The following is a 23,070-nucleotide window of genomic DNA, read 5'->3' as shown; positions in this document are numbered from 1 at the left end:
GACAATTAATAACCGTGCGCGTGCGTTCGGGCAGCTATGCCTAGGGTGGGACTCTCAAGGACGGGCGTATGCGCACAGGGATGATGGCGCTGGCGTTGGGTCTGCTGGCCCTGCGTTTTTTACCGGTTTTACCGCCGGTCTGGTTATGGATGGTGCTGCCTGTCGTGGGTTTGATGCTGCTGCCGTTTCGGACTTACCCGTTGGCGTTTTTCCTGTTCGGCTTCAGTTGGGCGTGCGCGAGTGCGCAATGGGCGCTGGATGATCGCCTGCCGCTGAAGCTCGATGGCGAGACTCGCTGGGTCGAAGGTCGGGTGACGGGCCTGCCACAGAATGCCGAAGGGGTGGTGCGCTTCGTGCTGACTGACAGTCAGTCCCGAAGCACGCGGCTGCCCCGGCATTTGCGTCTTGCCTGGTATGACGGACCACCCGTCAACAGTGGCGAACGCTGGCGACTGGCGGTCAAATTGAAGCGTCCTGCCGGGCTGCTCAACCCGCATGCCTTCGATTACGACGCCTGGCTGCTGGCGCAACGCATCGGCGCTACCGGGACAGTCAAGGATGGCCAGCGGCTGGCCGCCGCCCAATGGGCGTGGCGCGACAGCATTCGCCAACGCTTGCAGGCGGTAGATGCCCAAGGCCGGACAGGGGCGCTGACGGCCTTGGTATTGGGCGACGGCGGCGGGCTGAGCCGCGAGGATTGGCAGGTGCTGCAAGACACCGGCACCGTGCACCTGCTGGTGATTTCCGGACAGCACATCGGGCTGCTGGCGGGGCTGGTGTATCTGCTGATCGCCGGGCTGGCTCGCTATGGTCTGTGGCCGAGCCGTTTGCCCTGGCTGCCATGGGCCTGCGGACTGGCGTTTGCGGCTGCGCTGGGTTACGGATTGCTGGCCGGTTTTGAGGTGCCGGTGCGTCGGGCCTGCCTGATGATTGGACTGGTGCTGTTGTGGCGTCTGCGTTTTCGTCATCTCGGTGCCTGGTGGCCGCTGTTGCTGGCGCTCAACGGCGTTTTAGTGCTCGACCCGCTGGCGAGCCTGCAGCCGGGTTTCTGGTTGTCCTTCGCTGCGGTGGCGGTGTTGATCTTCACCTTCGGGGGACGTCTGGGCCCCTGGCGCTGGTGGCAAACCTGGACCCGAGCGCAATGGCTGATCGCAATCGGTTTGTGCCCATTGCTGTTGATACTCGGATTACCGATCAGCGTTACCGGGCCGGTGGCCAATTTGCTGGCGGTGCCCTGGGTCAGTCTGGTGGTATTGCCGCCGGCTTTGCTCGGGACCTTGTTGTTGCCCATTCCTTATGTGGGCGAGGGATTGCTGTGGTTGGCGGGCGGTCTGGTCGACCTGTTGTTCAAGGGGCTGGCATTGATGGCCGGGCGATTACCCGCCTGGGTCCCGGTCGCGGTGCCGGTGTGGATTTGGGCGCTTGGCATGCTGGGGGCCTTTCTTCTATTACTGCCCAGCGGTGTGCCGTTGCGCCCGTTGGGTTGGCCGCTGCTGTTGTTGCTGGTTTTTCCACCTCGCCCGATGCTTGCCGAAGGCACCGCCGAAGTCTGGCAACTGGACGTCGGCCAGGGCCTGGCCATCCTCGTGCGCACCCGCCATTACACATTGCTGTACGACACCGGGCCGCGTTTTGGTGATTTCGACCTTGGCGAGCGGGTGGTGTTGCCGTCATTGCGCAAACTGGGCGTGGCCGGGATCGACCTGATGCTCATCAGCCACGCCGATGCCGATCACGCCGGTGGCGCACGCGCGGTAGTTAACGGATTACCGGTGGCGCGGGTCCTGAGCGGAGATCCCGAGGCGCTGCCGCTCGAACTGCAAGCCGAGGGCTGTGAAAGCGGCCGGCAATGGACCTGGGACGGTGTGAACTTCCAGCTCTGGCAATGGACATCCGCCCACGACAGCAATCAAAAGTCCTGTGTCCTGCAGATCGAAGCCAATGGCGAGCGATTGCTGTTGACCGGCGACATTGATGCCGCTGCCGAACGGGCGCTGCTCGACAGCCCGCTCGCCGTGCCGACCGATTGGCTGCAGTCACCGCACCACGGTAGCCGCAGTTCCTCCTCGATGGCGCTGCTCGCCGCGATACAACCCAGGGCTGTGCTGATTTCCCGGGGTCAGGGCAATTCCTTTGGTCACCCGCATCCCACGGTCATGGCGCGCTATCGAAAACGCGCAATGGCGATCTATGACAGCGCCGCGCATGGCGCCATTCGTCTGCAACTGGGACGCTTCAAGCCGCCATGGACGATGCGTCTGGAACGGTATTTCTGGCGCGATCCGCCACCGCCCGACCCATAACCACAAGTTATGAAAGCCCGACCGGATGCGACATCACGGTCTTCGGTGCATCCAGCCCCTATGTTAGAGTGGCGCACTTTTTCGAGGGGACTGTCACTGTGTGGGAATTGGTCAAATCCGGCGGCTGGATGATGCTGCCGATCATTTTGAGTTCCATCGCGGCCATGGCGATTGTCGCCGAGCGTCTCTGGACCCTGCGAGCCAGCCGTGTGACCCCGGAGCATTTGCTCGGGCAGGTCTGGGTGTGGATCAAGGACAAGCAGCTCAATAAAGAAAAACTCAAGGAACTGCGCGCCAACTCTCCGTTGGGCGAGATCCTGGCGGCGGGCCTTGCCAACTCCAAGCATGGTCGCGAGATCATGAAAGAGTGCATCGAAGAAGCCGCCGCGCGGGTGATTCATGAACTCGAGCGCTACATCAATGCGTTGGGCACCATCGCCGCCATGGCCCCGTTGTTGGGCCTGTTGGGCACGGTGCTGGGCATGATTGATATTTTCAGTGCGTTTATGGGCACCGGCATGGGCACCAATGCCGCGGTGCTGGCGGGCGGTATTTCCAAGGCGCTGATCACCACGGCCGCCGGCCTGATGGTCGGTATCCCGGCAGTCTTCTTTCATCGATTCCTGCAGCGTCGCATCGATGAGCTGGTGGTGGGCATGGAGCAGGAAGCGATCAAACTGGTCGAGGTGGTGCAGGGCGACCGTGATGTGGACCTGGCCGAGGGCAAAGCGTGAAATTCCGCCGCAAACCGCGGGAAACGGTGGACATCAACCTCGCGTCGCTGATCGACGTGGTGTTTATCCTGCTGCTGTTTTTCGTGGTCACCACGACGTTTACCCGTGAAACCCAGTTGCGTGTCGATCTGCCGGAAGCGGTCAGCGGTTCGCCCGCTGAAGACCAGCAGGTCAAGCATCTGGACGTGGCCATCAGTGCCGAAGGCGCGTTCTCGGTGAACAATCAGGTATTGCCGAAGAACGACCTGGCCACATTGATGGACGCGTTGCAGAAAGAATCCAACGGCGATACCAATTTGCCGCTGTCGATCAGCGCTGACGGCAAGACCCAGCATCAGTCGGTCATCACCGCCATGGACGCCGCCGGCAAGCTGGGTTTCAGCCACTTGCGCATGACCACGGTCGAAGCGGCACCGCCCGCGCCCTGATGGCCATGTCCGATCGCTTGCTCGCCGCGTGGTACCAAGGTCATCCGGCCCTGAAGCTGTTACAGCCACTGGAGTGGCTGTATCGGCGCGTGGTCATGAACAAGCGCAAGCGCTTTCTGGCGGGCGAGGGCGAGATCTATCAGCCGCCCGTGCCGCTGATCGTGGTCGGCAACATCACCGTTGGCGGCACCGGCAAGACACCGCTGATTTTGTGGATGATCCAGCACTGCCAGCGCAGCGGCTTGCGGGTCGGCGTGGTCAGTCGGGGTTACGGCGCCAAGCCGCCACAATTGCCGTGGCGCGTCGAAGCCGATCAGAGCGCGGACATTGCCGGCGACGAACCGCTGTTGATCGTCCAGCGCACCGGCGTGCCGTTGATGATCGACCCGGATCGCAGCAGTGCCGTCAAAGCGTTGCTGGCGAGTGAGCCGCTGGACCTGATTCTGTCCGATGACGGCATGCAGCATTACCGACTGGCCCGTGACCTGGAACTGGTGCTGATCGATGCCGCCCGAGGCCTGGGCAACAAACGCTGCCTTCCGGCCGGCCCCTTGCGTGAACCGATCGAACGCCTGCAAAGCGTCGACGCGGTGCTGTACAACGGCGCCGCCAATGATCGCGAAGACGGTTTTGCCTTCCAGTTGCAACCCACCGAACTGATCAACCTGCAAAGCGGTGAACGTCGTCCCCTCGACCACTTCCCCGCAGGTCAGGCATTGCACGCCGTGGCCGGGATCGGCAATCCGCAGCGTTTCTTCACGACCCTCGAAACGCTACACTGGCAGCCAGTGCCGCATGCGTTTGCCGACCACGCCGAGTACAGCGTGCAGGCCTTGAATTTCACACCGTCATTGCCGTTGGTGATGACTGAAAAGGACGCGGTGAAGTGCCGTGCCTTCGCCGCCTCCGATTGGTGGTACCTGGCGGTCGATGCTGCGCCATCGCCGGCCTTCGTGGCCTGGTTCGATACGCAGCTGATGCGCCTGTTGCCGGCTCGTCTTTTGCCTTAACTCCGTTCTAATCCAGGGAATGCTCATGGACACCAAATTGCTCGATATCCTCGCTTGCCCGGTCACCAAAGGCCCGCTCAAGCTCAGCGCCGACAAGACCGAGCTGATCAGCAAGGGCGCCGGCCTGGCTTACCCGATTCGCGACGGCATCCCGGTGATGCTCGAAACCGAAGCACGCACCCTGACCACCGACGAGCGTCTGGATAAATGACCACAGCCTTTACCGTTGTCATTCCATCGCGTTATGCCTCCACCCGCCTGCCGGGCAAACCGCTGCTGCTGATCGCCGGCAAGCCGATGATCCAGCATGTCTGGGAACAGGCGAGCAAAAGCAGCGCCGAACGTGTGGTGGTCGCCACTGACGACGCGCGCATCGTCGAGGCCTGCAAAGGTTTTGGCGCCGAAGTGGTGCTGACCCGCGAAGATCACAACTCCGGTACCGATCGCCTGGCGGAAGTCGCCGCGAAACTGGGCCTGGCCGCCGACGCCATCGTGGTCAACGTCCAGGGGGACGAGCCGCTGATCCCGCCGAGCGTGATCGATCAGGTCGCGGCCAATCTGGCGGCGCACACCGAAGCGCGCATGGCCACCCTGGCCGAGCCGATCGAAGACGTCGAAACCCTGTTCAATCCCAACGTGGTCAAGGTCGTCAGCGACCTCAATGGCCTGGCGCTGACTTTCAGTCGCGCCACCTTGCCGTGGGCCCGGGACGCGTTCGCCAAAAGCCGCGAGCAATTGCCTGAAGGCGTACCGTATCGCCGCCACATCGGCATTTATGCCTACCGCGCCGGTTTCCTGCAGGACTTCGTCAGCTGGGGCCCGTGCTGGCTGGAAAACACCGAATCCCTGGAACAGCTGCGTGCCCTGTGGCACGGCGTGCGGATTCACGTCGCCGACGCCTTGATCGCACCGCCCACCGGCGTCGACACCGTCGAAGACCTTGAGCGCGTTCGTCGCCTGCTGGAGGCCTGATGCGCGTTCTGTTCGTATGCCTGGGCAACATCTGCCGTTCTCCGACGGCCGAAGGGGTGTTGCGGCATAAATTGCGCGAAGCGGGGCTGGCCGATCACATCGAAGTCGCCTCCGCCGGCACCGGCGACTGGCATGTTGGCAAGGCACCGGACAAGCGCAGCCAGGCCGCCGCCAGACTGCGCGGTTACGACCTGTCCGCCCAGCGTGCCCAGCAAGTGACCCGCGCCGATTTCACCGCCTACGACCTGATTCTGGCGATGGACAACAGCAACCTGCGCCACCTCAAGGCCCTGCAACCGGCCAAGGGCAGGGCCGAACTGGACCTGTTCCTGCGTCGCTACGAGTCGGGCGTCGATGAAGTGCCGGATCCGTATTACGACGGCGACCAGGGTTTCGAGCAGGTGCTGGACCTGATCGAACGCGCCAGTGATCGGCTGGTGATCGAATTGAAGGGACGGTTATGAGTTTGCAGGTTCAACCCCGGGTTTCGCTCAAGCCGTTCAATAGCTTTGGTGTCGACGTTCAGGCCCGGTTGTTCGCCGAGGCCCACAGCGACGCCGATGTGCGAGAAGCCCTTGCGTATGCGTCGGCCCATGACGTGCCATTGCTGGTGATCGGTGGCGGCAGCAACTTGCTGCTGACGGCTGATGTCCAGGCACTGGTGTTGCGCATGGCCACTCGCGGGATTCGGATCCTGAGCGATGACGGCAGCAAGGTCGTGATCGAAGCCGAGGCCGGCGAACCTTGGCATCCGTTTGTGCAGCACACCCTGGCGCAGGGGTTGTCGGGGCTGGAGAACCTCAGCCTGATTCCCGGCACCGTGGGCGCTGCGCCAATGCAGAACATCGGCGCTTATGGTGTCGAGATCAAGGACGTGTTCGCTGGGCTGACTGCGCTGGACCGCCAGACCGGCGAGCTGCGGGATTTCACCCTGGAAGAATGCAACTTCGCCTACCGTGACAGCCTGTTCAAACAGGATCCGGGGCGCTGGTTGATCCTGCGCGTGCGTTTCACGCTGGATCGCGCCGCGCATCTGCACCTGGAGTACGGCCCGGTTCGCCAGCGCCTGACCGAGCAAGGCATCGATCACCCGACCGCCACCGATGTTAGTGAGGCCATCTGCAGCATTCGTAACGAAAAGCTCCCGGACCCGGCTGTCCTTGGCAATGCCGGCAGCTTCTTCAAGAACCCTCTGGTGCCGGCCGCGCTGGTCGCACAGCTGAAAACGGAATACCCGGATCTGGTGGCCTACGCGCAACCCGATGGGCAGATGAAGCTGGCGGCGGGCTGGTTGATCGAGCGAGCCGGTTGGAAAGGCTTTCGTGACGGCGATGCCGGCGTGCATAAGTTGCAGGCACTGGTGCTGGTCAACTACGGCAGCGCCACCGGCCTGCAATTGCTGAACCTGGCGCAGCGCATTCAGAAAGACATTTCGGAACGTTTCAAAGTCGACCTGGAAATGGAGCCGAATCAGTATTGAGGCTACGCTTTAATGACTGATCTCAAAGCCCTGCACAGCATCAACTGTGCAGGGCTTTTTTGTTAATGCTGGGTTAACTTAGCCCCCTAACGATGCAAACGTTTGCTCCACCAAAGGCCCGATGCTGACGCAATCGTCCGCATAAGAGAGCCTCACTAGCCTGAGCCGATCTGCGTGATGCCAACCGCCACCCCCTGGCGGCAGATTGCTCGACCCCATAACAAACAACTATGCGGGCGTGCCCATGATTACCCTGAAGCTCAATGGTCAAGACCATCAACTCGACGTCACCGAGGACATGCCGCTGCTCTGGGCGATCCGCGACGTGGCCGGTTACAACGGCACCAAATTCGGCTGCGGCATGGGCCTGTGTGGTGCCTGCACCATTCATATCGAAGGCGCTCCGGCGCGCAGTTGCATTACGCCCATCGGTTCGGTGGTCGGCCAGAACGTCACCACCATCGATAACTTGCACGCCGACCCGGTCGGGCAAATCGTGCAACAAGCCTGGCTCGACACCGCCGTGGCCCAATGCGGTTTCTGTCAGGGCGGGCAGATCATGTCGGCGACTGCGCTGCTCAAGACCAACCCGAATCCCAGCGACGCCCAGATCGAAGAGGCGATGGTCGGCAATATTTGCCGGTGCGGCACTTATAACCGCATCAAGACCGCCATCCGCCAGGCATCCACTCACCTGAAGGAGGCCAAGGCATGAGCCAGTTACCGAATGACTTTGCGCTAAGCAACCTCAGCCGCCGCGGCTTCCTTAAAGGCGTCGGTGCGACCAGCGCGTTAGTTCTGGTTGCCAGTTGGGGCTGGCAAGATGCGTTCGCTGAAGAAAAAGAGAAAAAATTCGGCGCCGACGGCATGCCCAATGGCTGGGTCGATGATCCGAAGGTTTACATCAGCATTGCCGCAGACGGCATGGTGACGGTGGTCTGCAACCGTTCGGAAATGGGCCAGGGTGTGCGCACCAGCCTGACCATGGTGGTGGCTGACGAGCTGGACGCCGATTGGGCGATGATGAAAGTGCAGCAGGCACCAGGCGATGAAATTCGCTTCGGTAACCAGGACACCGATGGCTCGCGCAGCATGCGTCACTGGTACGAACCGATGCGTCGTTGCGGTGCGGCCGCGCGGACCATGCTTGAACAAGCGGCTGCCGAGCAGTGGAAAGTGCCGGTCAGCGAGTGCCATGCGCAGCTGCACAAAGTGGTGCACCAACCAACCGGCCGTGAACTGGGCTATGGCGCCCTGGCCGCCGCTGCGGGTGCGCTGGCAGTACCGGCCCGTGACAGTCTGCGGCTCAAGCAGCCGTCGGAATTTCGCTACATCGGCAAGGAAGGCAGCAAAGCTATCGACGGTGTCGACATCGTCAATGGCCGCGCCATTTATGGGGCCGACGTGCATTTTGACGGCATGCTCTACGCGGTGATTGCGCGTCCGGCGGTCTATGGCGGCACGGTCAAATCCGTCGATTCCAGCGCCGCAATGAAAGTCCCGGGCGTGATCAAAGTAATCCAGATCGAAGGCCGTCCGCTGCCGTCCGAGTTCCAGCCATTGGGTGGCGTGGCCGTTGTGGCCAGCAACACCTGGGCCGCGATCAAGGGCCGCGAAGCGCTGAAAATCGAGTGGGATGATGGTCCCAACGCCAGTTACGATTCGATTGCCTACCGCAAGGAACTGGAAGCCTCCTCCCTCAAACCCGGCAAAGTGGTGCGCAATACCGGCAACATCGACGACGCCATGAAAGGTGCCAGCAGCACCCTCGAAGCCTCCTATTACCTGCCACACCTGACGCAGGCACCGATGGAGCCGATGGTTGCCATCGCCCGGTTCAAGGACGGTGTGTGCGAAGCCTGGGCCCCGAGTCAGGCGCCACAAGTCACCCGCGAACGAATTGGCGAACGCCTCGGCATTCCATTCGATAAAGTCACGTTCAATGTCACCTTGCTGGGTGGCGGTTTCGGTCGCAAGTCCAAACCGGACTTCATCATCGAAGCGGCGATCCTCGCCAAGGAGTTCCCCGGCAAGGCCGTGCGGGTGCAATGGACCCGTGAAGACGACATCCACTGCTCCTACTTCCACACCGTGTCCGCCGAATACCTGAAGGCCAGCCTGGACAAGGACGGCCTGCCATCCGGCTGGTTGCACCGCACCGTAGCCCCGAGCATCACCGCGCTGTTCGCCCCGGGCATGAACCACGAGGCGGCGTTCGAATTGGGCATGGGCTTCACCAACATGGCTTACGCGATTCCCAACGTGCGCCTGGAAAACCCGGAAGCGGCGATCCATACGCGGGTCGGCTGGTACCGCTCGGTGTCGAACATTCCCCACGGCTTTGCGATCCAGAGCTTTGTCGATGAACTGGCGCACAAGGCCAAACAGGATCCTCTCAAGTACCAGATCAAATTGCTCGGCCCGGACCGTCAGATCGATCCGCGCACTTTGAGCGAAGAGTGGAACTACGGCGAATCCCCCGAGCGTTATCCGATCGACACCGGGCGGATGCGTACCGTGCTGGAAACCGCCGCCAAGGCTGCCGGTTGGGGGCGTGAGTTGCCCAAGGGCCGTGGCTTGGGCCTGGCGGTGCATTACAGCTTCGTTACCTATGTGGCGGCGGTGATCGAGGTCGAAGTCAAAGATGACGGCACGCTGATCGTGCACAAGGCCGACATTGCCGTGGATTGCGGTCCGCAGATCAACCCCGAGCGGATTCGCGCTCAGTTCGAGGGCGCCTGCGTCATGGGCCTGGGCAATGCGGTGGTGGGGGAAATCAGCTTCAAGGACGGCAAAGTGCAGCAGGACAACTTCCACATGTACGAAGTGGCGCGCATGTCACTGGCGCCGAAGGAAGTGGCAGTGCATCTGGTCACGCCACCGGGCGTTGTGCCGTTGGGCGGTGTCGGTGAGCCAGGCGTGCCGCCGATTGCGCCGGCGTTGTGTAACGCGATCTTCGCCGCCACTGGCCAGCGCATCCGCAGTTTGCCGGTTCGCTATCAGCTGCAAGGTTGGCAGAAGGCCCAGGCCTGATGGACAGCGCGGATCTGAACGTCCTGCGCAGTGTGCTGGAATGGCGCCGCGCCGGTCAGCGGGTGGTGTTGTACAGCGTGGTCCAGACCTGGGGCACCGCGCCCCGGGCGCCTGGCGCGATGCTGGCGTTGCGTGAAGATGGCGTGGTGATCGGCTCGGTGTCCGGTGGGTGTGTGGAGGATGATTTGATTGCCCGGTTGCACGATGGGCGGATTCCGCCTGACGGGCCGCCGGTGCAGCTGATCACGTACGGCGTCACCCGTGAGGAGGCCGCACGCTTTGGTTTGCCGTGCGGCGGCACGTTGCGCCTGACCGAGGAGCGGGTCGGCGATCCGGATTGGGTCGCTGAGTTGCTGGCACGCTGCGAGGATCATGAAATCGTGGCTCGCTCGCTGGATATTGCGACCGGTGAAGTAGTTTTGCAGGCGGCGAACAAAAGCGATGTACTGAGCTTCGATGGCAACACGCTGCGCGCCATCTACGGTCCGCGTTGGCGGCTGTTGCTGATCGGTGCGGGGCAACTGTCCCGGTACGTCGCCGAGATGGCGCGGCTGCTGGACTTCGAAGTGCTGATCTGCGATCCGCGCAGCGAGTTCGTCTACGGCTGGGAAGAGCAGCACGGCCGTTTCGTCTCGGGCATGCCGGATGAAGCGGTGCTGAACATCCAGACTGACGAACGCACAGCGATTGTCGCCCTGACCCACGATCCGCGCCTGGATGACATGGCGCTGCTGACGGCGCTGGATTCCAAAGCTTTTTATGTCGGTGCGTTGGGCTCGCGGGTCAATAGCCAGAAGCGTCGGGAAAACCTGGCTCAGCTAGGCTTGTCACCACAGGCCATCGAGCGGCTGCACGGCCCGATCGGTTTGCACATCGGCAGCCACAGTCCGGCGGAAATCGCCTTGTCGCTGCTGGCCGAGATTGTGGCGATCAAGAACGGCGTCGAACTCAAGCAGAAGAAGCCGTTGCAGGAGGTTGTATGAGCGGGTCCATCGGCGTCATTGTGCTGGCGGCGGGGCAGGGCAGTCGTTTCAGGCAGGTGGCGGGAGAGGATAAGGACAAGCTGCTGGCGGACTGTGCCGGTCGCGATGGCGCTGTTCGCTCGGTGATCGAACACGTGCTGGTGAATTTGCCGGCCAGCCTTGGGAAACGCGTGCTGGTGACCACCGAAGATCGCCCGCAAGTGATGCGCATGGCTCAAGCGTATGGCTTCGAGATTGTGGAAGTCGAGTCGACCGGGATGGGCGACAGCATTGCGGCCGGGGTGAAGGCGTGTCCAGAGCTCAGTGGCTGGTTGATTGTGCTGGGGGATATGCCGTTTATCTTGCCAGCGAGTATTGAGCGGGTGGTGGCGGGGATTGTTGATGATTGCGTCAGTGTGCCGGTGCAGGCGGGTGAGTACGGGCATCCGGTCGGGTTCGGTCGCGATTTTGGGCCGGGGTTGATGGCGTTGTCGGGTGATCATGGGGCCAAGCCGTTGTTTGCCCAGGGCCGGGTGGTTGAAGTGCCGGTGGATGATGCCGGGGTGTTGTGGGATGTGGATACACCAGAGAGGCTGGTTTTCGCCTGATCCACCGCCATCGCGAGCAGGCTCGCTCCCACATTGTATTGGCGGTGTGATCACTATTTTGTCATCACCGCCGACCCCTGTAGGAGTGAGCCTGCTCGCGATAGCGGTTTCACATTCGACATTGATGCAAGCTGATCCACCGCAATCGCGAGCAGGCTCGCTCCCATAGGGGGGGGCGCGGTGATGCTAACGGACATAAAAAAGCCCCGCCTGGATCACCAAGCGGGGCTTTTTAGTGGCCGATGGAATCAGACGAGCGGTTTAGGCTCGTGTTCTTTTTCCAGGGCTTGCTCGTGTTGCTCGACCGCTTCCTGAACAGAACGCGGTGCTTCTTCGATGACCGACTCGGCAGCAGGTGCCGCTTCGATCACTTCAGCCACAACCGGTGCAGGCTCGTCAGCGACAGGCGCTTCAACCGGAGCAGCAGTGGCAGCCAGTTCGGCTTCCTTCTGCAGACGCTCGGCTTCACGCTTGCGACGACGCACTTCACGCGGGTCGTTCGGCGCACGGCCATTTTCGGTCAGGGCGCTGACAGGGGCGGCTTCAACGACCGGTGCAGCCACTTCGGCTACAACCGGCGCTTCAACCACCGGAGCAGGCTCGGTAGCGGCAACCACTGGCTCGAAGACCATGGCTTCAGCCACTGGGGCTTCAGCAACCGGTGCAGGCGCTTCAACGGCAACCGGCTCGGCAACCCAGTTGAACGCGGTTTGTTCTTCACGAACTTCGCGGACAGCTTCGGTCACAGTTTCGCTGGAGGTTTCGACCACTGGCTCGGCAGCAAACACTGGCTCGGCCACTGGAGCGGTTTCAGCAACCGGCTCAGCTTCACGAACCGGCGCCACTTCGATTTCCGGAGCGGCAGTGGCTTCGACCTGAGTCGTCGCTTCGACCACTGGCGCTTCGACCGGAGCCGTTTCCAGAGTGGCGGCCGTTGCGCGTTCGGCTTGCTCGTTGGCTTGCGCTTCAGCAGGGGCGCTGATCACGGTGCTGGCAACGGCTGCGGTAACAGCCAGGCCGGCGGCCAGGTCAGACGTGCTTGGCGATTCGTTGCTGTCGCCCGCTTCGCTGCCTTCGGCGGATTCGGATTCTTCCGAACCTTCGATCACATTGCCGTTGGCATCGCGTTGACGCTCGCGACGGTTGCTGCGACGACGCTGGCCACGGGAGCGGCGGCGTGGACGATCGCCTTCGGCGTCATCCTGACCGTCTTCCTGCAGTTGCTCTTCGTTGGTCACCAGTTCTTCTTCAGCAACGGCGGCAGCGGCTTGCTCGGTACGTGGCTGACGTTCTTCACGCGGTGGGCGCGGAGCACGTTCTTCACGTGGCTGGCGAGCCGGACGCTCTTCAGCGGTCGCCGCAGCGGCCGGAGCGGTGGCGTCCAGAGGTTCGCGCAGTTCACGCACTCGTTCTTCGCGCTCGCCACGTGGCTTGCGGTCTTCGCGAGGCGCGCGCGGTGCACGTTCTTCACGAGGTGCGCGTGGTGCGCGCTCTTCACGTGGAGCACGTTCTTCGCGGGCTACTGCTGGCGCTTCTTCGCGGGCTTCGCGTGGTTGACGCTCTTCGCGTGGCTCACGTGGAGCGCGTTCTTCACGCGGTGCACGTTCCTCACGAGGCTTGCGCTCTTCATCGCGGCGACCATTACGGTTGCGGCTCTGCTGACGACCGTTGCGACGCTCTTCGTTACGGGCTGGACGCTCGGTAGTCGCTGGCTTTTCAACCACAACCGGGGCAGCAGGCTCTTCTTTGGTCGCGAACAGGCTGACCAGCGATTTCACCAGGCCTTTGAACAGGCTTGGCTCTGGCACAACGGCTGGCGCGGCAACCGGAGCGGCAACGACTTCGGTAGGAACCGGAGCGTTGGCGCGGGCCGGTGCTGTCTTGACCGCGGCTTCCTGGCGAACCAGGGTGCGGGTCGCAGCGGCTGGCTGGACTTCTTCGACTTCGGCAGCGGCAGCAGCGATTTCGTAGCTGGACTGGCCGACCGCGGCTTCCGGGCTGTCATCGCGCAGACGCTGAACTTCGAAGTGCGGCGTTTCGAGGTGATCGTTCGGCAGGATGACGATGCGGGCACGGGTGCGCAGTTCGATCTTGGTGATCGAGTTGCGTTTTTCGTTGAGCAGGAACGCAGCGACCGGAATCGGCACTTGTGCACGAACTTCGGCGGTGCGGTCTTTCAGGGCTTCTTCTTCGATCAGGCGCAGGATCGCCAGGGACAGCGATTCAACGTCACGGATGATGCCGGTGCCGTTGCAACGCGGGCAAACGATGCCGCTGCTTTCGCCCAGGGATGGACGCAGGCGCTGACGGGACATTTCCAGCAGGCCGAAGCGCGAGATGCGACCGACTTGCACGCGAGCGCGGTCGGCTTCCAGGCATTCGCGGACTTTCTCTTCCACGGCGCGCTGGTTCTTGGCAGGGGTCATGTCGATGAAGTCGATGACGATCAGGCCGCCGATGTCGCGCAAGCGCAACTGACGGGCGATTTCTTCGGCGGCTTCAAGGTTGGTCTGCAGGGCGGTTTCTTCGATGTCGCTGCCTTTGGTGGCGCGCGCCGAGTTGATGTCGATGGACACCAGAGCTTCGGTCGGATCGATAACGATGGAACCACCGGAAGGCAGTTCAACGACGCGCTGGAAAGCGGTCTCGATCTGGCTTTCGATCTGGAAACGGTTGAAGAGCGGAACGCTGTCTTCGTACAGCTTGATCTTGCTGGCGTACTGCGGCATTACCTGGCGAATGAAGGTCAGGGCTTCGTCCTGGGCTTCAACGCTGTCGATCAACACTTCGCCGATGTCCTGGCGCAGGTAATCGCGGATGGCGCGGATGATCACGTTGCTTTCCTGGTAGATCAGGAATGGCGCGGAGCGATCCAGCGAGGCTTCTTTGATGGCGGTCCAGAGTTGCAGCAGGTAATCGAGGTCCCACTGCATTTCTTCACTGCTGCGGCCCAGGCCGGCAGTGCGAACGATCAGACCCATGTCAGCCGGGGCAACCAGGCCGTTCAGGGCTTCACGCAATTCGTTGCGCTCTTCACCTTCGATGCGACGGGAGATGCCGCCGGCACGCGGGTTGTTCGGCATCAGCACCAGGTAACGACCGGCCAGGCTGATGAAGGTGGTCAGGGCTGCGCCCTTGTTGCCACGTTCTTCTTTTTCGACCTGAACGATGACTTCCTGGCCTTCGCTCAGGACGTCCTTGATGTTGACGCGGCCTTCGGGGGCTTTCTTGAAGTATTCGCGGGAGATTTCTTTGAGGGGCAGGAAGCCGTGGCGCTCAGAGCCGAAATCGACAAAGGCAGCCTCAAGGCTTGGTTCGATGCGAGTAATCCGGCCTTTATAGATATTGGCCTTTTTCTGCTCGCGTGCACCGGATTCGATGTCCAGGTCGTAGAGGCGTTGGCCATCTACCAGTGCAACACGCAACTCTTCGGGTTGAGTTGCGTTAATCAGCATTCTTTTCATGTAGTACCGTCGGTTTCCGGGCTGCCGGAAACGGCGTTCGGCACACACGACTTCTCACGGTCGGTGTCAGGTGCGTCGGGAGTGGTTGGCCATTCCCGTGTCCAGCGATGTCCGGCCAATTGGGCCGTTATCGCGACGTACGCGTCCTGCTTGCTGTGGCTACTTAAGCACTCAGTCAGGAGGAGGAATCAACCAGCGGCTGTGGACGAGATGAAGCGTCTTGATAAAGCCTATTGCTACACAGTCCAGCGGTTGTGCATCTCCACCCTACACGTATCCCTGATAATTCGGGTGCTGCCGCGCGCAGAATCCGCAGCGGGTTGGCATTTACCGTGAGCTCCGAAGGGGGAGGTCACGCATCATGGCTAATTTAGGCGTTGTTTCCGAAGCGTTCGCTCGGGGTCGTCCGTAGCTGACTGCACTTTGTGAACTGGCCGTGAATATGGCTCGCAAGGCGAGTGAAAACTCTGCTTTGCGGTTTGATTCAGGCCTCATGTCACCTGCGCTTGTTACAGCTGCAAACTCCACCGTTACGTAGCGAAAGCCCCGTAGGACGGCCTCGCGCCCTGGTGAATTGCGTTGGTCAGGGCCGGTTTTTGACCGTTAGTCCGCTGTCCAGGCCGCTTTTGGCGGCGTTCGCGACTATAGCAGCAATGATTAAGTGCTTCAATTCCATAAAAAATTGTTATCATCCGCGGCATGACGACTACTGCCCCTTCGACCCCAGCCGTACAACTGCTGGAGGTCTCGCCGGAATATGCCGGCCAACGTATTGATAACTTCCTACTCGCTCGGCTCAAAGGCGTGCCCAAGACCTTGATTTACCGCATTTTGCGTAAGGGCGAAGTGCGGGTGAACAAAGGCCGGATCAAGCCCGAATACAAGCTGCAGGCGGGTGATATCGTGCGCGTGCCGCCGGTTCGCGTGCCTGAGCGTGACGAACCTGTGCCACTGGCCCAAGGCCTGCTGCAACGCCTCGAAGCCTCGATTGTCTTTGAGGACAAGGCGTTGATCGTGATCAACAAGCCTTGCGGCATCGCGGTTCATGGCGGCAGCGGCCTGACTTACGGGGTGATCGAAGCCTTCCGTCAGTTGCGTCCCGACTGCAAGGAGCTCGAACTGGTTCACCGTCTCGACCGTGACACCTCCGGCCTGCTGATGATCGCCAAGAAGCGCAGCATGCTGCGTCACTTGCACACGGCATTGCGCGGCGATGGCGTCGACAAGCGCTACATGGCGCTGGTCCGCGGTAACTGGGCGGCCTCGATCAAGCAAGTCCGGGCGTCGCTCGGCAAGAGCAATCTGCGCTCCGGCGAGCGCATGGTCGAGGTCGACGAGGAGGAGGGCAAGGAGTCCGTGACCGTGTTCAAGGTCCTGCGTCGTTTTGGCGACTTTGCCACCATGGTCGAAGCCAGGCCGATCACCGGTCGAACGCACCAGATCCGCGTCCATACCCTGCACGCCGGGCATTGCATTGCTGGCGACACCAAGTATGGCGATGAAGGTTTCAGCAAGGAAATTCGTGACCTGGGCGGCAAACGCCTGTTCCTGCACGCCTACCTGCTGACCGTGCCGCTGCCGGACGGTGGTGAGTTGAAGTTGCAGGCGCCAGTGGACGACATGTGGGCCAAGACCGTGGAGCGCCTGAGTGCACCCCTCTGATTACAAACTGCTGATTTTCGATTGGGACGGCACGCTGGCTGATTCCATAGGTCGGATTGTCGAAGCGATGCATGTCGCGTCCGAACGGTCCGGGTTTCAGTTGCGGGATGATTTTGCGGTCAAGGGCATTATCGGTCTGGGTCTGCCTGAGGCCATTCGCACGTTATATCCGGAAATTGGCGATGCCGAGCTGGTAGCGTTCCGTCAGCACTACGCGGATCATTACATCGCCGCCGAAGCCGTGCCTTCGCCGTTGTTCGAAGGCGTGGTCGAGTCGATGGAGGCGTTTCGCGCCGAGGGTTATCATCTGGCTGTGGCCACAGGCAAGGCTCGTCGCGGGCTGGATCGGGTGTTGAAAGCTCACGGCTGGGAAGATTATTTCGATATCACCCGCGCCGCCGACGAAACCGCCAGCAAGCCCCATCCGCTGATGCTTGAGCAGATCCTTGCGCATTGCGAGGTTCGCCCGGAGCAGGCGCTGATGGTTGGCGATTCGTCCTTCGACTTGCAGATGGCGCGTAACGCCGGCATGGATTCGGTGGCGGTCAGTTATGGCGCTCAATCGATCGATGCGCTGAAGCTGTTCGAGCCGCGACTGGCCATTGATCGTTTTTCAGAATTGCATGCCTGGCTGGGTCAGCGGGCTTAACAGGTTTTTGCTGGGGTAGATGTCATGACCGACGAATGGAAAGCGCCCGCCAAGGCGAGTGCAGAGAGCGGTGACGAAAAAAGCTGGAAGCTGCTGGAAAAGACCCTGCTGGCCAGTGTCCAGGAACAGCGCCGGTCTCGTCGCTGGGGGATTTTCTTCAAGCTGCTGACCTTTGTGTACCTGATTGGCGCGTTGATTCTGTTCACGCCGCTGATGGACATGGAAAAAAGCGCGACCCGCGGTTCCCACTACACGGCGTTGATCGACGTGACCGGCGTGATCGCCGACAAGGAGCCGGCCAGCGCTGACAACATCGTCGGCAGTCTGCGCGCGGCTTTCGAGGACGAGAAGGTCAAGGGTGTGATCCTGCGCATCAACAGCCCTGGCGGCAGTCCGGTGCAATCGGGTTATGTGTATGACGAAATCGCTCGTCTGCGCGGCTTGCACCCGGATACCAAGGTGTACGCAGTGATCTCCGATCTGGGTGCGTCCGGTGCGTACTACATTGCCAGCGCGGCGGATCAGATCTACGCCGACAAGGCGAGCCTGGTCGGTTCCATTGGTGTGACAGCGGCCGGTTATGGCTTTGTCGGCACCATGGAGAAGCTTGGTGTCGAGCGTCGGACCTACACGTCCGGCGAGCACAAGTCCTTCCTTGATCCGTTCCAGCCGCAGAAACCTGAGGAAACCAGGTTCTGGCAGGGCGTGCTGGATACCACGCACCAGCAGTTCATCAATAGCGTGAAGAAGGGTCGTGGCGATCGTCTCAAGGATAAAGAGCATCCGGAGCTGTTTTCTGGATTGGTCTGGAATGGCGAGCAGGCGTTGCCGCTGGGTCTGATTGATGGTCTGGGGAATGCCAGTTCGGTGGCGCGTGATGTGATTGGCGAGAAAGAGCTGGTGGACTTCACCGTTCAGGAATCGCCGTTCGATCGATTCTCGAAAAAGCTCGGTGCCAGTGTGGCTGAGCAACTGGCGATGTGGATGGGCTTTAACGGTCCGTCGTTGCGCTGACTCACTGGATGCAGAAAAAACCGGTCCAAGTGGCCGGTTTTTTGTGTTCAGGGGATTTGCACGCCTTCGGCCAGCAGCATGTCGATCAGGCGAATCAGCGGCAGGCCGATCAGGCTGGTGGCGTCAGGGCCTTCGGTGCTTTGAAACAGGCTCACCCCCAAACCTTCAGCCTTGAAGCTGCCAGCGCAGTCGTAGGGCTGCTCGGCGCGCAGGTAGCGTTCGATGCGTGTCGGGTCGAGGGCGCGCATGTGGACGGTGAAGGGCACGCAGTCGACCTGGTAATCGCCCGTCTGGCTGTTGAGCAGCGCCAGGCCAGTCAGGAAGGTTACGCTGGCGCCGCTCGATGCCAGCAGTTGTTCGCGGGCCTTCTCGAAGGTGTGGGGCTTGCCGATAATCCGCTCGCCGAGGACTGCGACCTGATCTGAGCCGATGATCAAGTGGGCGGGGTGGCTGTCGGCCAGTGCCTGGGCTTTTTCTTTGGCGAGGCGCTTTACGAGATCAATGGCGGACTCGCCTGGGCGATGGCTTTCATCGATATCCGGTGAGCTGCACGTGAATGGCAACTGCAAGCGGGCCAGTAATTCCCGGCGATAAACCGAGCTTGAAGCGAGTAATAAAGGCAGCATGCGCATCTCCGAAAGGCAGGCGCGAATTCTAGCGGGGCTTCCAAGTGACGGACAGGGCTGAATTTCCTTTGACATGGCCGGGTGCATCCCTATAATGCTGCGCCTATGTTGAATGACCCGATTCCACCTCACGTTGACCCGCGCAAATTGGCTGACCGTGGCACCACCCTTCAAGGTGAACTGCTGCTGGCCGATTTGGAGAGACTCTGCGACCCGCTTTCCGATACTGTCGGTACGGTGCAGGCTAAATTCATTTTTGAACGAGATGAACGTAAGTCTGTGGTAATCCACAGCTTTATCGACACCGAAGTCAAAATGGTTTGCCAGCGTTGTCTTGAGCTGGTCACCCTGCCGATCCATAGCGAATGCAGTTATGCTGTGGTGAAGGAGGGTGCGAATACCCAGTCGTTGCCGAAAGGTTATGACGTGCTGGAACTGGGCGAAGATCCATTGGATCTGCAGTCACTGATCGAGGAGGAGCTTCTGCTCGCCTTGCCCATTGTGCCTGCTCATCATCCGGAAGAATGCCAGCAGCCGGCGGGTCTCGATGAGCCCGAACCGAGCGAGGACGAGGTAACGCGGTCCAACCCGTTCAGTGTATTGGCGCAGTTAAAGCGTGACCCAAACGTTTAGGAGTTAATCAATTATGGCTGTTCAGCAGAACAAAAAATCCCGCTCTGCCCGTGACATGCGTCGTTCGCACGACGCCCTGACGGCAAGCACTCTGTCTGTAGAAAAAACCACCGGTGAAATTCACCTGCGTCACCACGTATCGCCAGAAGGCGTATACCGTGGCCGTAAAGTGATCGACAAGGGCGCTGACGAGTAATCCTTGTCTGCTCAAGTCATCGCGATTGACGCAATGGGCGGGGACTTCGGTCCCCGCAGCATTGTTCAGGCCAGCCTTGCTTGCCTGTCTGCTACACCCTCGCTGCACCTGACCCTCGTCGGTCAACCCTCCCTTCTTGAAGAATTGCTCTCTGGCCAATCGGCTGTGGATCGCTCGCGCCTGTCGATTGCTCCGGCATCCGAAGTCATCACCATGGACGAAAAGCCTGCCCAGGCCTTGCGTGGCAAGTCCGACTCTTCGATGCGCGTGGCGCTCGAGTTGTTGCGTGACGGCAAGGTCCAGGCGTGTGTCAGTGCCGGTAATACCGGTGCGCTGATGGCGTTGTCGCGGTTCGTGCTGAAGACGCTGCCGGGCATTGACCGGCCGGCGATGGTAGCGGCGATACCGACGCAGAAGGGTTACTGCCAATTGCTCGATCTGGGCGCCAACGTCGATTGCAGTGCCGAGCATTTGTTGCAGTTTGCAGTGATGGGCTCGGTGGCAGCGGAAACCCTCGGCATCGTTCGTCCTCGGGTGGCCTTGCTGAACATCGGCACCGAAGACATCAAGGGCAATCAGCAGGTCAAGCTGGCTGCAACCTTGTTGCAAAGTGCCCGTGGTATCAATTACATCGGCTTTATCGAAGGCGATGGTTTGTACCGTGGCGAGGCGGACGTGGTGGTGTGTGACGGCTTTGTCGGCAATATCCTGCTCAAATCCAGCGAAGGTCTGGCGACCATGATTGCCGGGCGGATCGAAGCCTTGTTCAAGAAAAACCTCGCCTCGAAAATGGTCGGCGCGCTGGCGCTGCCGCTGATGAAACGCCTGCAAGCCGATCTGGCACCGGCGCGGCATAACGGCGCAAGCTTCCTGGGATTGCAGGGGATTGTGGTGAAAAGCCACGGTTCGGCGGGAGTTCAGGGTTTCCAGAGTGCGATACAACGTGCGCTGATCGAGATCCAGGAAAACCTGCCGGAACGCATTCACGGTCGTCTGGAGGATTTGTTGCTTTAGGCGTTTTCGTCGGACAATGCTTAAATGTGACCGCTCAGTTCAATTGGCCATCCAACTGTCAGTTTCTTGCGTCCCCAAGCGGGGCGTCAAATTCTCCGACGACAAGATCATTAGGGGCTTGTTACATGTCTGCTTCCCTCGCATTCGTCTTTCCAGGACAGGGTTCGCAGTCCCTCGGCATGCTGGCCGAGTTGGGCGCGCAACATCCGGTTGTCCTTGAAACTTTCAAAGAAGCTTCCGATGCTCTGGGTTACGACCTGTGGGCACTGACCCAGCAAGGGCCGGAAGAGCAACTCAATCAAACCGATAAAACCCAGCCGGCCATTCTGACCGCCTCGATCGCCCTGTGGCGTCTGTGGCTGGCGGAAGGCGGTGCGCGTCCGGCTTACGTTGCCGGTCACAGCCTCGGCGAGTACAGCGCACTGGTCGCTGCTGGCAGTCTGAGCCTGGGCGACGCCGTCAAGCTGGTTGAGCGTCGTGGGCAGTTGATGCAAGAAGCTGTTCCGGCCGGGCAGGGCGGCATGGCCGCGATCCTCGGTCTGGACGATGCTGACGTCCTGGCGGCTTGCGCTGAAGCGGCGCAAGGCGAAGTGGTCAGTGCGGTCAACTTCAACTCCCCGGGCCAGGTGGTGATCGCCGGTGCCAAGGCGGCGGTCGAGCGCGCCATCGAAGGTTGCAAGGCCCGTGGTGCCAAACGCGCCATGCCGTTGCCGGTCAGCGTGCCATCCCATTGCGAGCTGATGCGTCCGGCGGCCGAGCGTTTTGCCGAGTCGATCGCTGCGATCGACTGGCAAGTGCCGCAAATCCCTGTTGTGCAGAACGTCAGCGCTACGGTGCCGGCCGATCTGGAAACCCTCAAGCGTGATCTGCTTGAGCAGCTCTACAAACCTGTGCGCTGGGTCGAGTCGGTCCAGGCACTGGCCGCCAAGGGCGCGACCCAACTGGTCGAATGCGGTCCTGGCAAAGTACTGGCCGGCCTGAACAAGCGTTGCGCCGAAGGCGTGTCGACATCCAACCTCAATACCCCAGACGCTTTCGCTGCCGCTCGTGCAGCGCTGGCCTGAATCAGGAGAAACTTGCATGAGTCTGCAAGGTAAAGTTGCATTGGTCACCGGTGCGAGCCGCGGCATTGGCCAGGCTATCGCCCTGGAACTGGGTCGTCAGGGCGCCATCGTTGTAGGTACCGCGACATCCGCTTCCGGTGCCGAGAACATTGCCGCTACCCTGAAGGAAAACGGTATTCAAGGCACTGGCCTGGAACTCAATGTCACCAGCGACGAATCTGTTGCCGCGGTGCTGGCGAGCATCTCAGAGCAGTTCGGTGCGCCGGCGATTCTGGTCAACAATGCCGGTATCACCCGCGATAATCTGGTGATGCGCATGAAAGATGACGAATGGCATGATGTCGTCGATACCAACCTGAACAGTCTGTTCCGCCTGTCCAAGGGTGTTTTGCGCGGTATGACCAAAGCCCGTTGGGGACGAATTATCAGTATTGGCTCTGTTGTGGGTGCCATGGGCAACGCAGGCCAAGTAAACTACGCAGCCGCCAAGGCCGGTCTGGAAGGTTTCAGCCGTGCGCTGGCGCGTGAAGTCGGTTCGCGTTCGATTACGGTAAACTCGGTGGCCCCAGGGTTCATCGACACCGATATGACCCGTGAACTGCCTGAGGCCCAGCGTGAAGCCATGCTGGCGCAAATTCCGCTGGGCCGTCTGGGGCAAGCTCAAGAGATCGCGTCTGTGGTCGCTTTTCTTGCTTCCGACGGTGCGGCTTACGTTACTGGGGCTACAATCCCGGTGAACGGCGGGATGTACATGAGTTAAATGTGACGGATTGCTTCAAAAAAATGTCATACGAGCTGTCTAAAATCCGTTATAAAGCTGCAATCTATTTATAGGCAGAGGGTCGTCGGGTTTGAGGAGTGAAGCTTTCAGTTGAAAAACTGAAAAGTCTTTCTATACACTTACCCACTGGCCAGCTGCCTGAATTTGTCCATTAGGAGTGAAAACAAGGTATGAGCACCATCGAAGAGCGCGTCAAGAAAATCGTTGCTGAGCAACTGGGCGTTAAAGAAGAAGAAGTGGTCAACACTGCTTCCTTCGTTGAAGACCTGGGTGCCGACTCCCTTGACACCGTTGAGCTGGTGATGGCTCTGGAAGAGGAATTCGAGACCGAAATCCCTGACGAAGAAGCTGAGAAGATCACTACTGTACAAGCCGCAATCGATTACGTTACTAACCACCAGGCTTAATAGCTTGTAATCGTTGCTTGCTGTCATGGA

General features: G+C 60.7%; 23 protein-coding genes. 21 read left to right on the top strand and 2 right to left on the bottom strand.

The window, feature by feature from the left end; all coding sequences use genetic code 11:
* Nucleotides 1-68 precede the first annotated feature (68 nt).
* The 12 genes from ACA072_RS21180 to ACA072_RS21125 all read left to right on the top strand — a co-directional run bounded on the left by ACA072_RS21180 (nt 69) and on the right by ACA072_RS21125 (nt 11,530).
* A complete protein-coding gene (locus tag ACA072_RS21180; protein WP_497620360.1) occupies nt 69-2,303 on the top strand; it encodes a DNA internalization-related competence protein ComEC/Rec2 in 2,235 nt (744 codons plus the stop codon).
* A gap of 98 nt (nt 2,304-2,401) precedes the next feature.
* Nucleotides 2,402-3,037 carry a flagellar polar localization protein PocA gene (gene pocA, locus ACA072_RS21175; RefSeq protein ID WP_162556235.1) on the top strand — a complete coding sequence of 212 codons (636 nt, stop codon included), beginning with the start codon at nt 2,402-2,404 and terminating at the stop codon, nt 3,035-3,037.
* Nucleotides 3,034-3,465 carry a flagellar polar localization protein PocB gene (pocB, locus tag ACA072_RS21170; protein ID WP_109633873.1) on the top strand — a complete coding sequence of 144 codons (432 nt, stop codon included), beginning with the start codon at nt 3,034-3,036 and terminating at the stop codon, nt 3,463-3,465. The genes pocA and pocB overlap by 4 nt, the downstream gene beginning before the upstream one ends.
* A complete protein-coding gene (gene lpxK / locus ACA072_RS21165; RefSeq protein ID WP_497620358.1) occupies nt 3,465-4,475 on the top strand; it encodes a tetraacyldisaccharide 4'-kinase in 1,011 nt (336 codons plus the stop codon). The genes pocB and lpxK overlap by 1 nt, the downstream gene beginning before the upstream one ends.
* A gap of 25 nt (nt 4,476-4,500) precedes the next feature.
* Nucleotides 4,501-4,686: a Trm112 family protein gene (locus tag ACA072_RS21160; protein WP_010461887.1), complete on the top strand. Its 186-nt coding sequence runs from the start codon at nt 4,501-4,503 to the stop codon at nt 4,684-4,686.
* The gene (gene kdsB, locus ACA072_RS21155; RefSeq protein WP_497620356.1) at nt 4,683-5,447 is read left to right on the top strand and encodes a 3-deoxy-manno-octulosonate cytidylyltransferase; all 765 of its coding nucleotides are present in this window, start codon (nt 4,683-4,685) and stop codon (nt 5,445-5,447) included. The genes ACA072_RS21160 and kdsB overlap by 4 nt, the downstream gene beginning before the upstream one ends.
* Nucleotides 5,447-5,911 carry a low molecular weight protein-tyrosine-phosphatase gene (locus ACA072_RS21150; protein WP_497620354.1) on the top strand — a complete coding sequence of 155 codons (465 nt, stop codon included), beginning with the start codon at nt 5,447-5,449 and terminating at the stop codon, nt 5,909-5,911. Before kdsB ends, ACA072_RS21150 begins: the two co-directional genes overlap by 1 nt.
* Entirely contained in the window at nt 5,908-6,927 is a 1,020-nt protein-coding gene (gene murB / locus ACA072_RS21145) for a UDP-N-acetylmuramate dehydrogenase (RefSeq protein WP_497620353.1), read from the top strand. Before ACA072_RS21150 ends, murB begins: the two co-directional genes overlap by 4 nt.
* Before the next feature lie 244 nt (nt 6,928-7,171).
* Nucleotides 7,172-7,642, top strand: coding sequence for a (2Fe-2S)-binding protein (locus tag ACA072_RS21140; protein WP_497620352.1), 471 nt, complete (start codon nt 7,172-7,174; stop codon nt 7,640-7,642).
* Complete coding sequence (locus ACA072_RS21135; RefSeq protein ID WP_497620351.1) at nt 7,639-9,960, top strand: xanthine dehydrogenase family protein molybdopterin-binding subunit; 2,322 nt, start codon at nt 7,639-7,641, stop codon at nt 9,958-9,960. The genes ACA072_RS21140 and ACA072_RS21135 overlap by 4 nt, the downstream gene beginning before the upstream one ends.
* Nucleotides 9,960-10,943, top strand: a complete 984-nt coding sequence (locus ACA072_RS21130; RefSeq protein WP_497620350.1) for an XdhC family protein — start codon at nt 9,960-9,962, stop codon at nt 10,941-10,943. The genes ACA072_RS21135 and ACA072_RS21130 overlap by 1 nt, the downstream gene beginning before the upstream one ends.
* Complete coding sequence (locus ACA072_RS21125) at nt 10,940-11,530, top strand: nucleotidyltransferase family protein (protein WP_497620349.1); 591 nt, start codon at nt 10,940-10,942, stop codon at nt 11,528-11,530. The genes ACA072_RS21130 and ACA072_RS21125 overlap by 4 nt, the downstream gene beginning before the upstream one ends.
* 248 nt (nt 11,531-11,778) lie before the next feature.
* Here the strand turns inward: ACA072_RS21125 and rne are convergent, their stop codons facing one another.
* Nucleotides 11,779-14,994, bottom strand: coding sequence for a ribonuclease E (gene rne, locus ACA072_RS21120; RefSeq protein WP_497620347.1), 3,216 nt, complete (start codon nt 14,992-14,994; stop codon nt 11,779-11,781).
* A 699-nt stretch (nt 14,995-15,693) separates the two neighbouring features.
* On the opposite strand from rne, the gene rluC reads away from it, so the two are divergent.
* Genes rluC through sppA form a run of 3 tightly spaced genes read left to right on the top strand, consistent with a single transcriptional unit; the run spans nt 15,694 to nt 18,319 of the window.
* On the top strand, nt 15,694-16,656 hold the full coding sequence (rluC, locus tag ACA072_RS21115; RefSeq protein ID WP_497620345.1) for a 23S rRNA pseudouridine(955/2504/2580) synthase RluC: 963 nt from the start codon (nt 15,694-15,696) through the stop codon (nt 16,654-16,656).
* Nucleotides 16,643-17,305 carry an HAD-IA family hydrolase gene (locus tag ACA072_RS21110; protein WP_497620343.1) on the top strand — a complete coding sequence of 221 codons (663 nt, stop codon included), beginning with the start codon at nt 16,643-16,645 and terminating at the stop codon, nt 17,303-17,305. The genes rluC and ACA072_RS21110 overlap by 14 nt, the downstream gene beginning before the upstream one ends.
* 24 nt (nt 17,306-17,329) lie before the next feature.
* Nucleotides 17,330-18,319, top strand: a complete 990-nt coding sequence (sppA, locus tag ACA072_RS21105) for a signal peptide peptidase SppA (protein ID WP_497620341.1) — start codon at nt 17,330-17,332, stop codon at nt 18,317-18,319.
* 47 nt (nt 18,320-18,366) lie between these two features.
* On the opposite strand, the gene ACA072_RS21100 is transcribed toward sppA, so the two are convergent.
* Nucleotides 18,367-18,945, bottom strand: a complete 579-nt coding sequence (locus ACA072_RS21100) for a Maf family protein (protein ID WP_497620340.1) — start codon at nt 18,943-18,945, stop codon at nt 18,367-18,369.
* A gap of 105 nt (nt 18,946-19,050) precedes the next feature.
* Between ACA072_RS21100 and ACA072_RS21095 the strand changes: the two genes are divergently transcribed.
* The 6 genes from ACA072_RS21095 (at nt 19,051) to acpP (ending at nt 23,040) form a co-directional block, all read left to right on the top strand.
* The gene (locus tag ACA072_RS21095; protein WP_010165880.1) at nt 19,051-19,578 is read left to right on the top strand and encodes a YceD family protein; all 528 of its coding nucleotides are present in this window, start codon (nt 19,051-19,053) and stop codon (nt 19,576-19,578) included.
* A 13-nt stretch (nt 19,579-19,591) separates the two neighbouring features.
* Nucleotides 19,592-19,774: a 50S ribosomal protein L32 gene (gene rpmF, locus ACA072_RS21090; RefSeq protein WP_008152339.1), complete on the top strand. Its 183-nt coding sequence runs from the start codon at nt 19,592-19,594 to the stop codon at nt 19,772-19,774.
* A gap of 3 nt (nt 19,775-19,777) precedes the next feature.
* The gene (gene plsX / locus ACA072_RS21085) at nt 19,778-20,788 is read left to right on the top strand and encodes a phosphate acyltransferase PlsX (protein ID WP_497620338.1); all 1,011 of its coding nucleotides are present in this window, start codon (nt 19,778-19,780) and stop codon (nt 20,786-20,788) included.
* 125 nt (nt 20,789-20,913) lie between these two features.
* Nucleotides 20,914-21,852 carry an ACP S-malonyltransferase gene (fabD, locus tag ACA072_RS21080; RefSeq protein ID WP_497620336.1) on the top strand — a complete coding sequence of 313 codons (939 nt, stop codon included), beginning with the start codon at nt 20,914-20,916 and terminating at the stop codon, nt 21,850-21,852.
* Between the two features lie 16 nt (nt 21,853-21,868).
* Nucleotides 21,869-22,612, top strand: a complete 744-nt coding sequence (fabG, locus tag ACA072_RS21075; RefSeq protein ID WP_497620335.1) for a 3-oxoacyl-ACP reductase FabG — start codon at nt 21,869-21,871, stop codon at nt 22,610-22,612.
* A gap of 191 nt (nt 22,613-22,803) precedes the next feature.
* Nucleotides 22,804-23,040, top strand: coding sequence for an acyl carrier protein (gene acpP, locus ACA072_RS21070; protein WP_003442511.1), 237 nt, complete (start codon nt 22,804-22,806; stop codon nt 23,038-23,040).
* The last annotated feature ends 30 nt before the right edge of the window (nt 23,041-23,070 follow it).

Source organism: Pseudomonas sp. LBUM1656, from assembly GCF_059716065.1.
The sequence above is the reverse complement of the archived record's forward strand: the minus strand, read 5'-3'. Positions and strand labels throughout refer to the sequence as shown.

Bases quoted from the DNA above. Each gene is read 5' to 3' on its own strand.
- ACA072_RS21180 (WP_497620360.1), top strand. From the start codon at position 69: ATGCGCACAGGGATGATGGCGCTGGCGTTGGGTCTGCTGGCCCTGCGT.
- lpxK (WP_497620358.1), top strand. From the start codon at position 3,465: ATGGCCATGTCCGATCGCTTGCTCGCCGCGTGGTACCAAGGTCATCCG.
- ACA072_RS21160 (WP_010461887.1), top strand. From the start codon at position 4,501: ATGGACACCAAATTGCTCGATATCCTCGCTTGCCCGGTCACCAAAGGC.
- kdsB (WP_497620356.1), top strand. From the start codon at position 4,683: ATGACCACAGCCTTTACCGTTGTCATTCCATCGCGTTATGCCTCCACC.
- ACA072_RS21150 (WP_497620354.1), top strand. From the start codon at position 5,447: ATGCGCGTTCTGTTCGTATGCCTGGGCAACATCTGCCGTTCTCCGACG.
- murB (WP_497620353.1), top strand. From the start codon at position 5,908: ATGAGTTTGCAGGTTCAACCCCGGGTTTCGCTCAAGCCGTTCAATAGC.
- ACA072_RS21140 (WP_497620352.1), top strand. From the start codon at position 7,172: ATGATTACCCTGAAGCTCAATGGTCAAGACCATCAACTCGACGTCACC.
- ACA072_RS21135 (WP_497620351.1), top strand. From the start codon at position 7,639: ATGAGCCAGTTACCGAATGACTTTGCGCTAAGCAACCTCAGCCGCCGC.
- ACA072_RS21130 (WP_497620350.1), top strand. From the start codon at position 9,960: ATGGACAGCGCGGATCTGAACGTCCTGCGCAGTGTGCTGGAATGGCGC.
- ACA072_RS21125 (WP_497620349.1), top strand. From the start codon at position 10,940: ATGAGCGGGTCCATCGGCGTCATTGTGCTGGCGGCGGGGCAGGGCAGT.
- rne (WP_497620347.1), bottom strand. From the start codon at position 14,994: ATGAAAAGAATGCTGATTAACGCAACTCAACCCGAAGAGTTGCGTGTT.
- rluC (WP_497620345.1), top strand. From the start codon at position 15,694: ATGACGACTACTGCCCCTTCGACCCCAGCCGTACAACTGCTGGAGGTC.
- sppA (WP_497620341.1), top strand. From the start codon at position 17,330: ATGACCGACGAATGGAAAGCGCCCGCCAAGGCGAGTGCAGAGAGCGGT.
- ACA072_RS21100 (WP_497620340.1), bottom strand. From the start codon at position 18,945: ATGCTGCCTTTATTACTCGCTTCAAGCTCGGTTTATCGCCGGGAATTA.
- ACA072_RS21095 (WP_010165880.1), top strand. From the start codon at position 19,051: ATGTTGAATGACCCGATTCCACCTCACGTTGACCCGCGCAAATTGGCT.
- rpmF (WP_008152339.1), top strand. From the start codon at position 19,592: ATGGCTGTTCAGCAGAACAAAAAATCCCGCTCTGCCCGTGACATGCGT.
- fabD (WP_497620336.1), top strand. From the start codon at position 20,914: ATGTCTGCTTCCCTCGCATTCGTCTTTCCAGGACAGGGTTCGCAGTCC.
- fabG (WP_497620335.1), top strand. From the start codon at position 21,869: ATGAGTCTGCAAGGTAAAGTTGCATTGGTCACCGGTGCGAGCCGCGGC.
- acpP (WP_003442511.1), top strand. From the start codon at position 22,804: ATGAGCACCATCGAAGAGCGCGTCAAGAAAATCGTTGCTGAGCAACTG.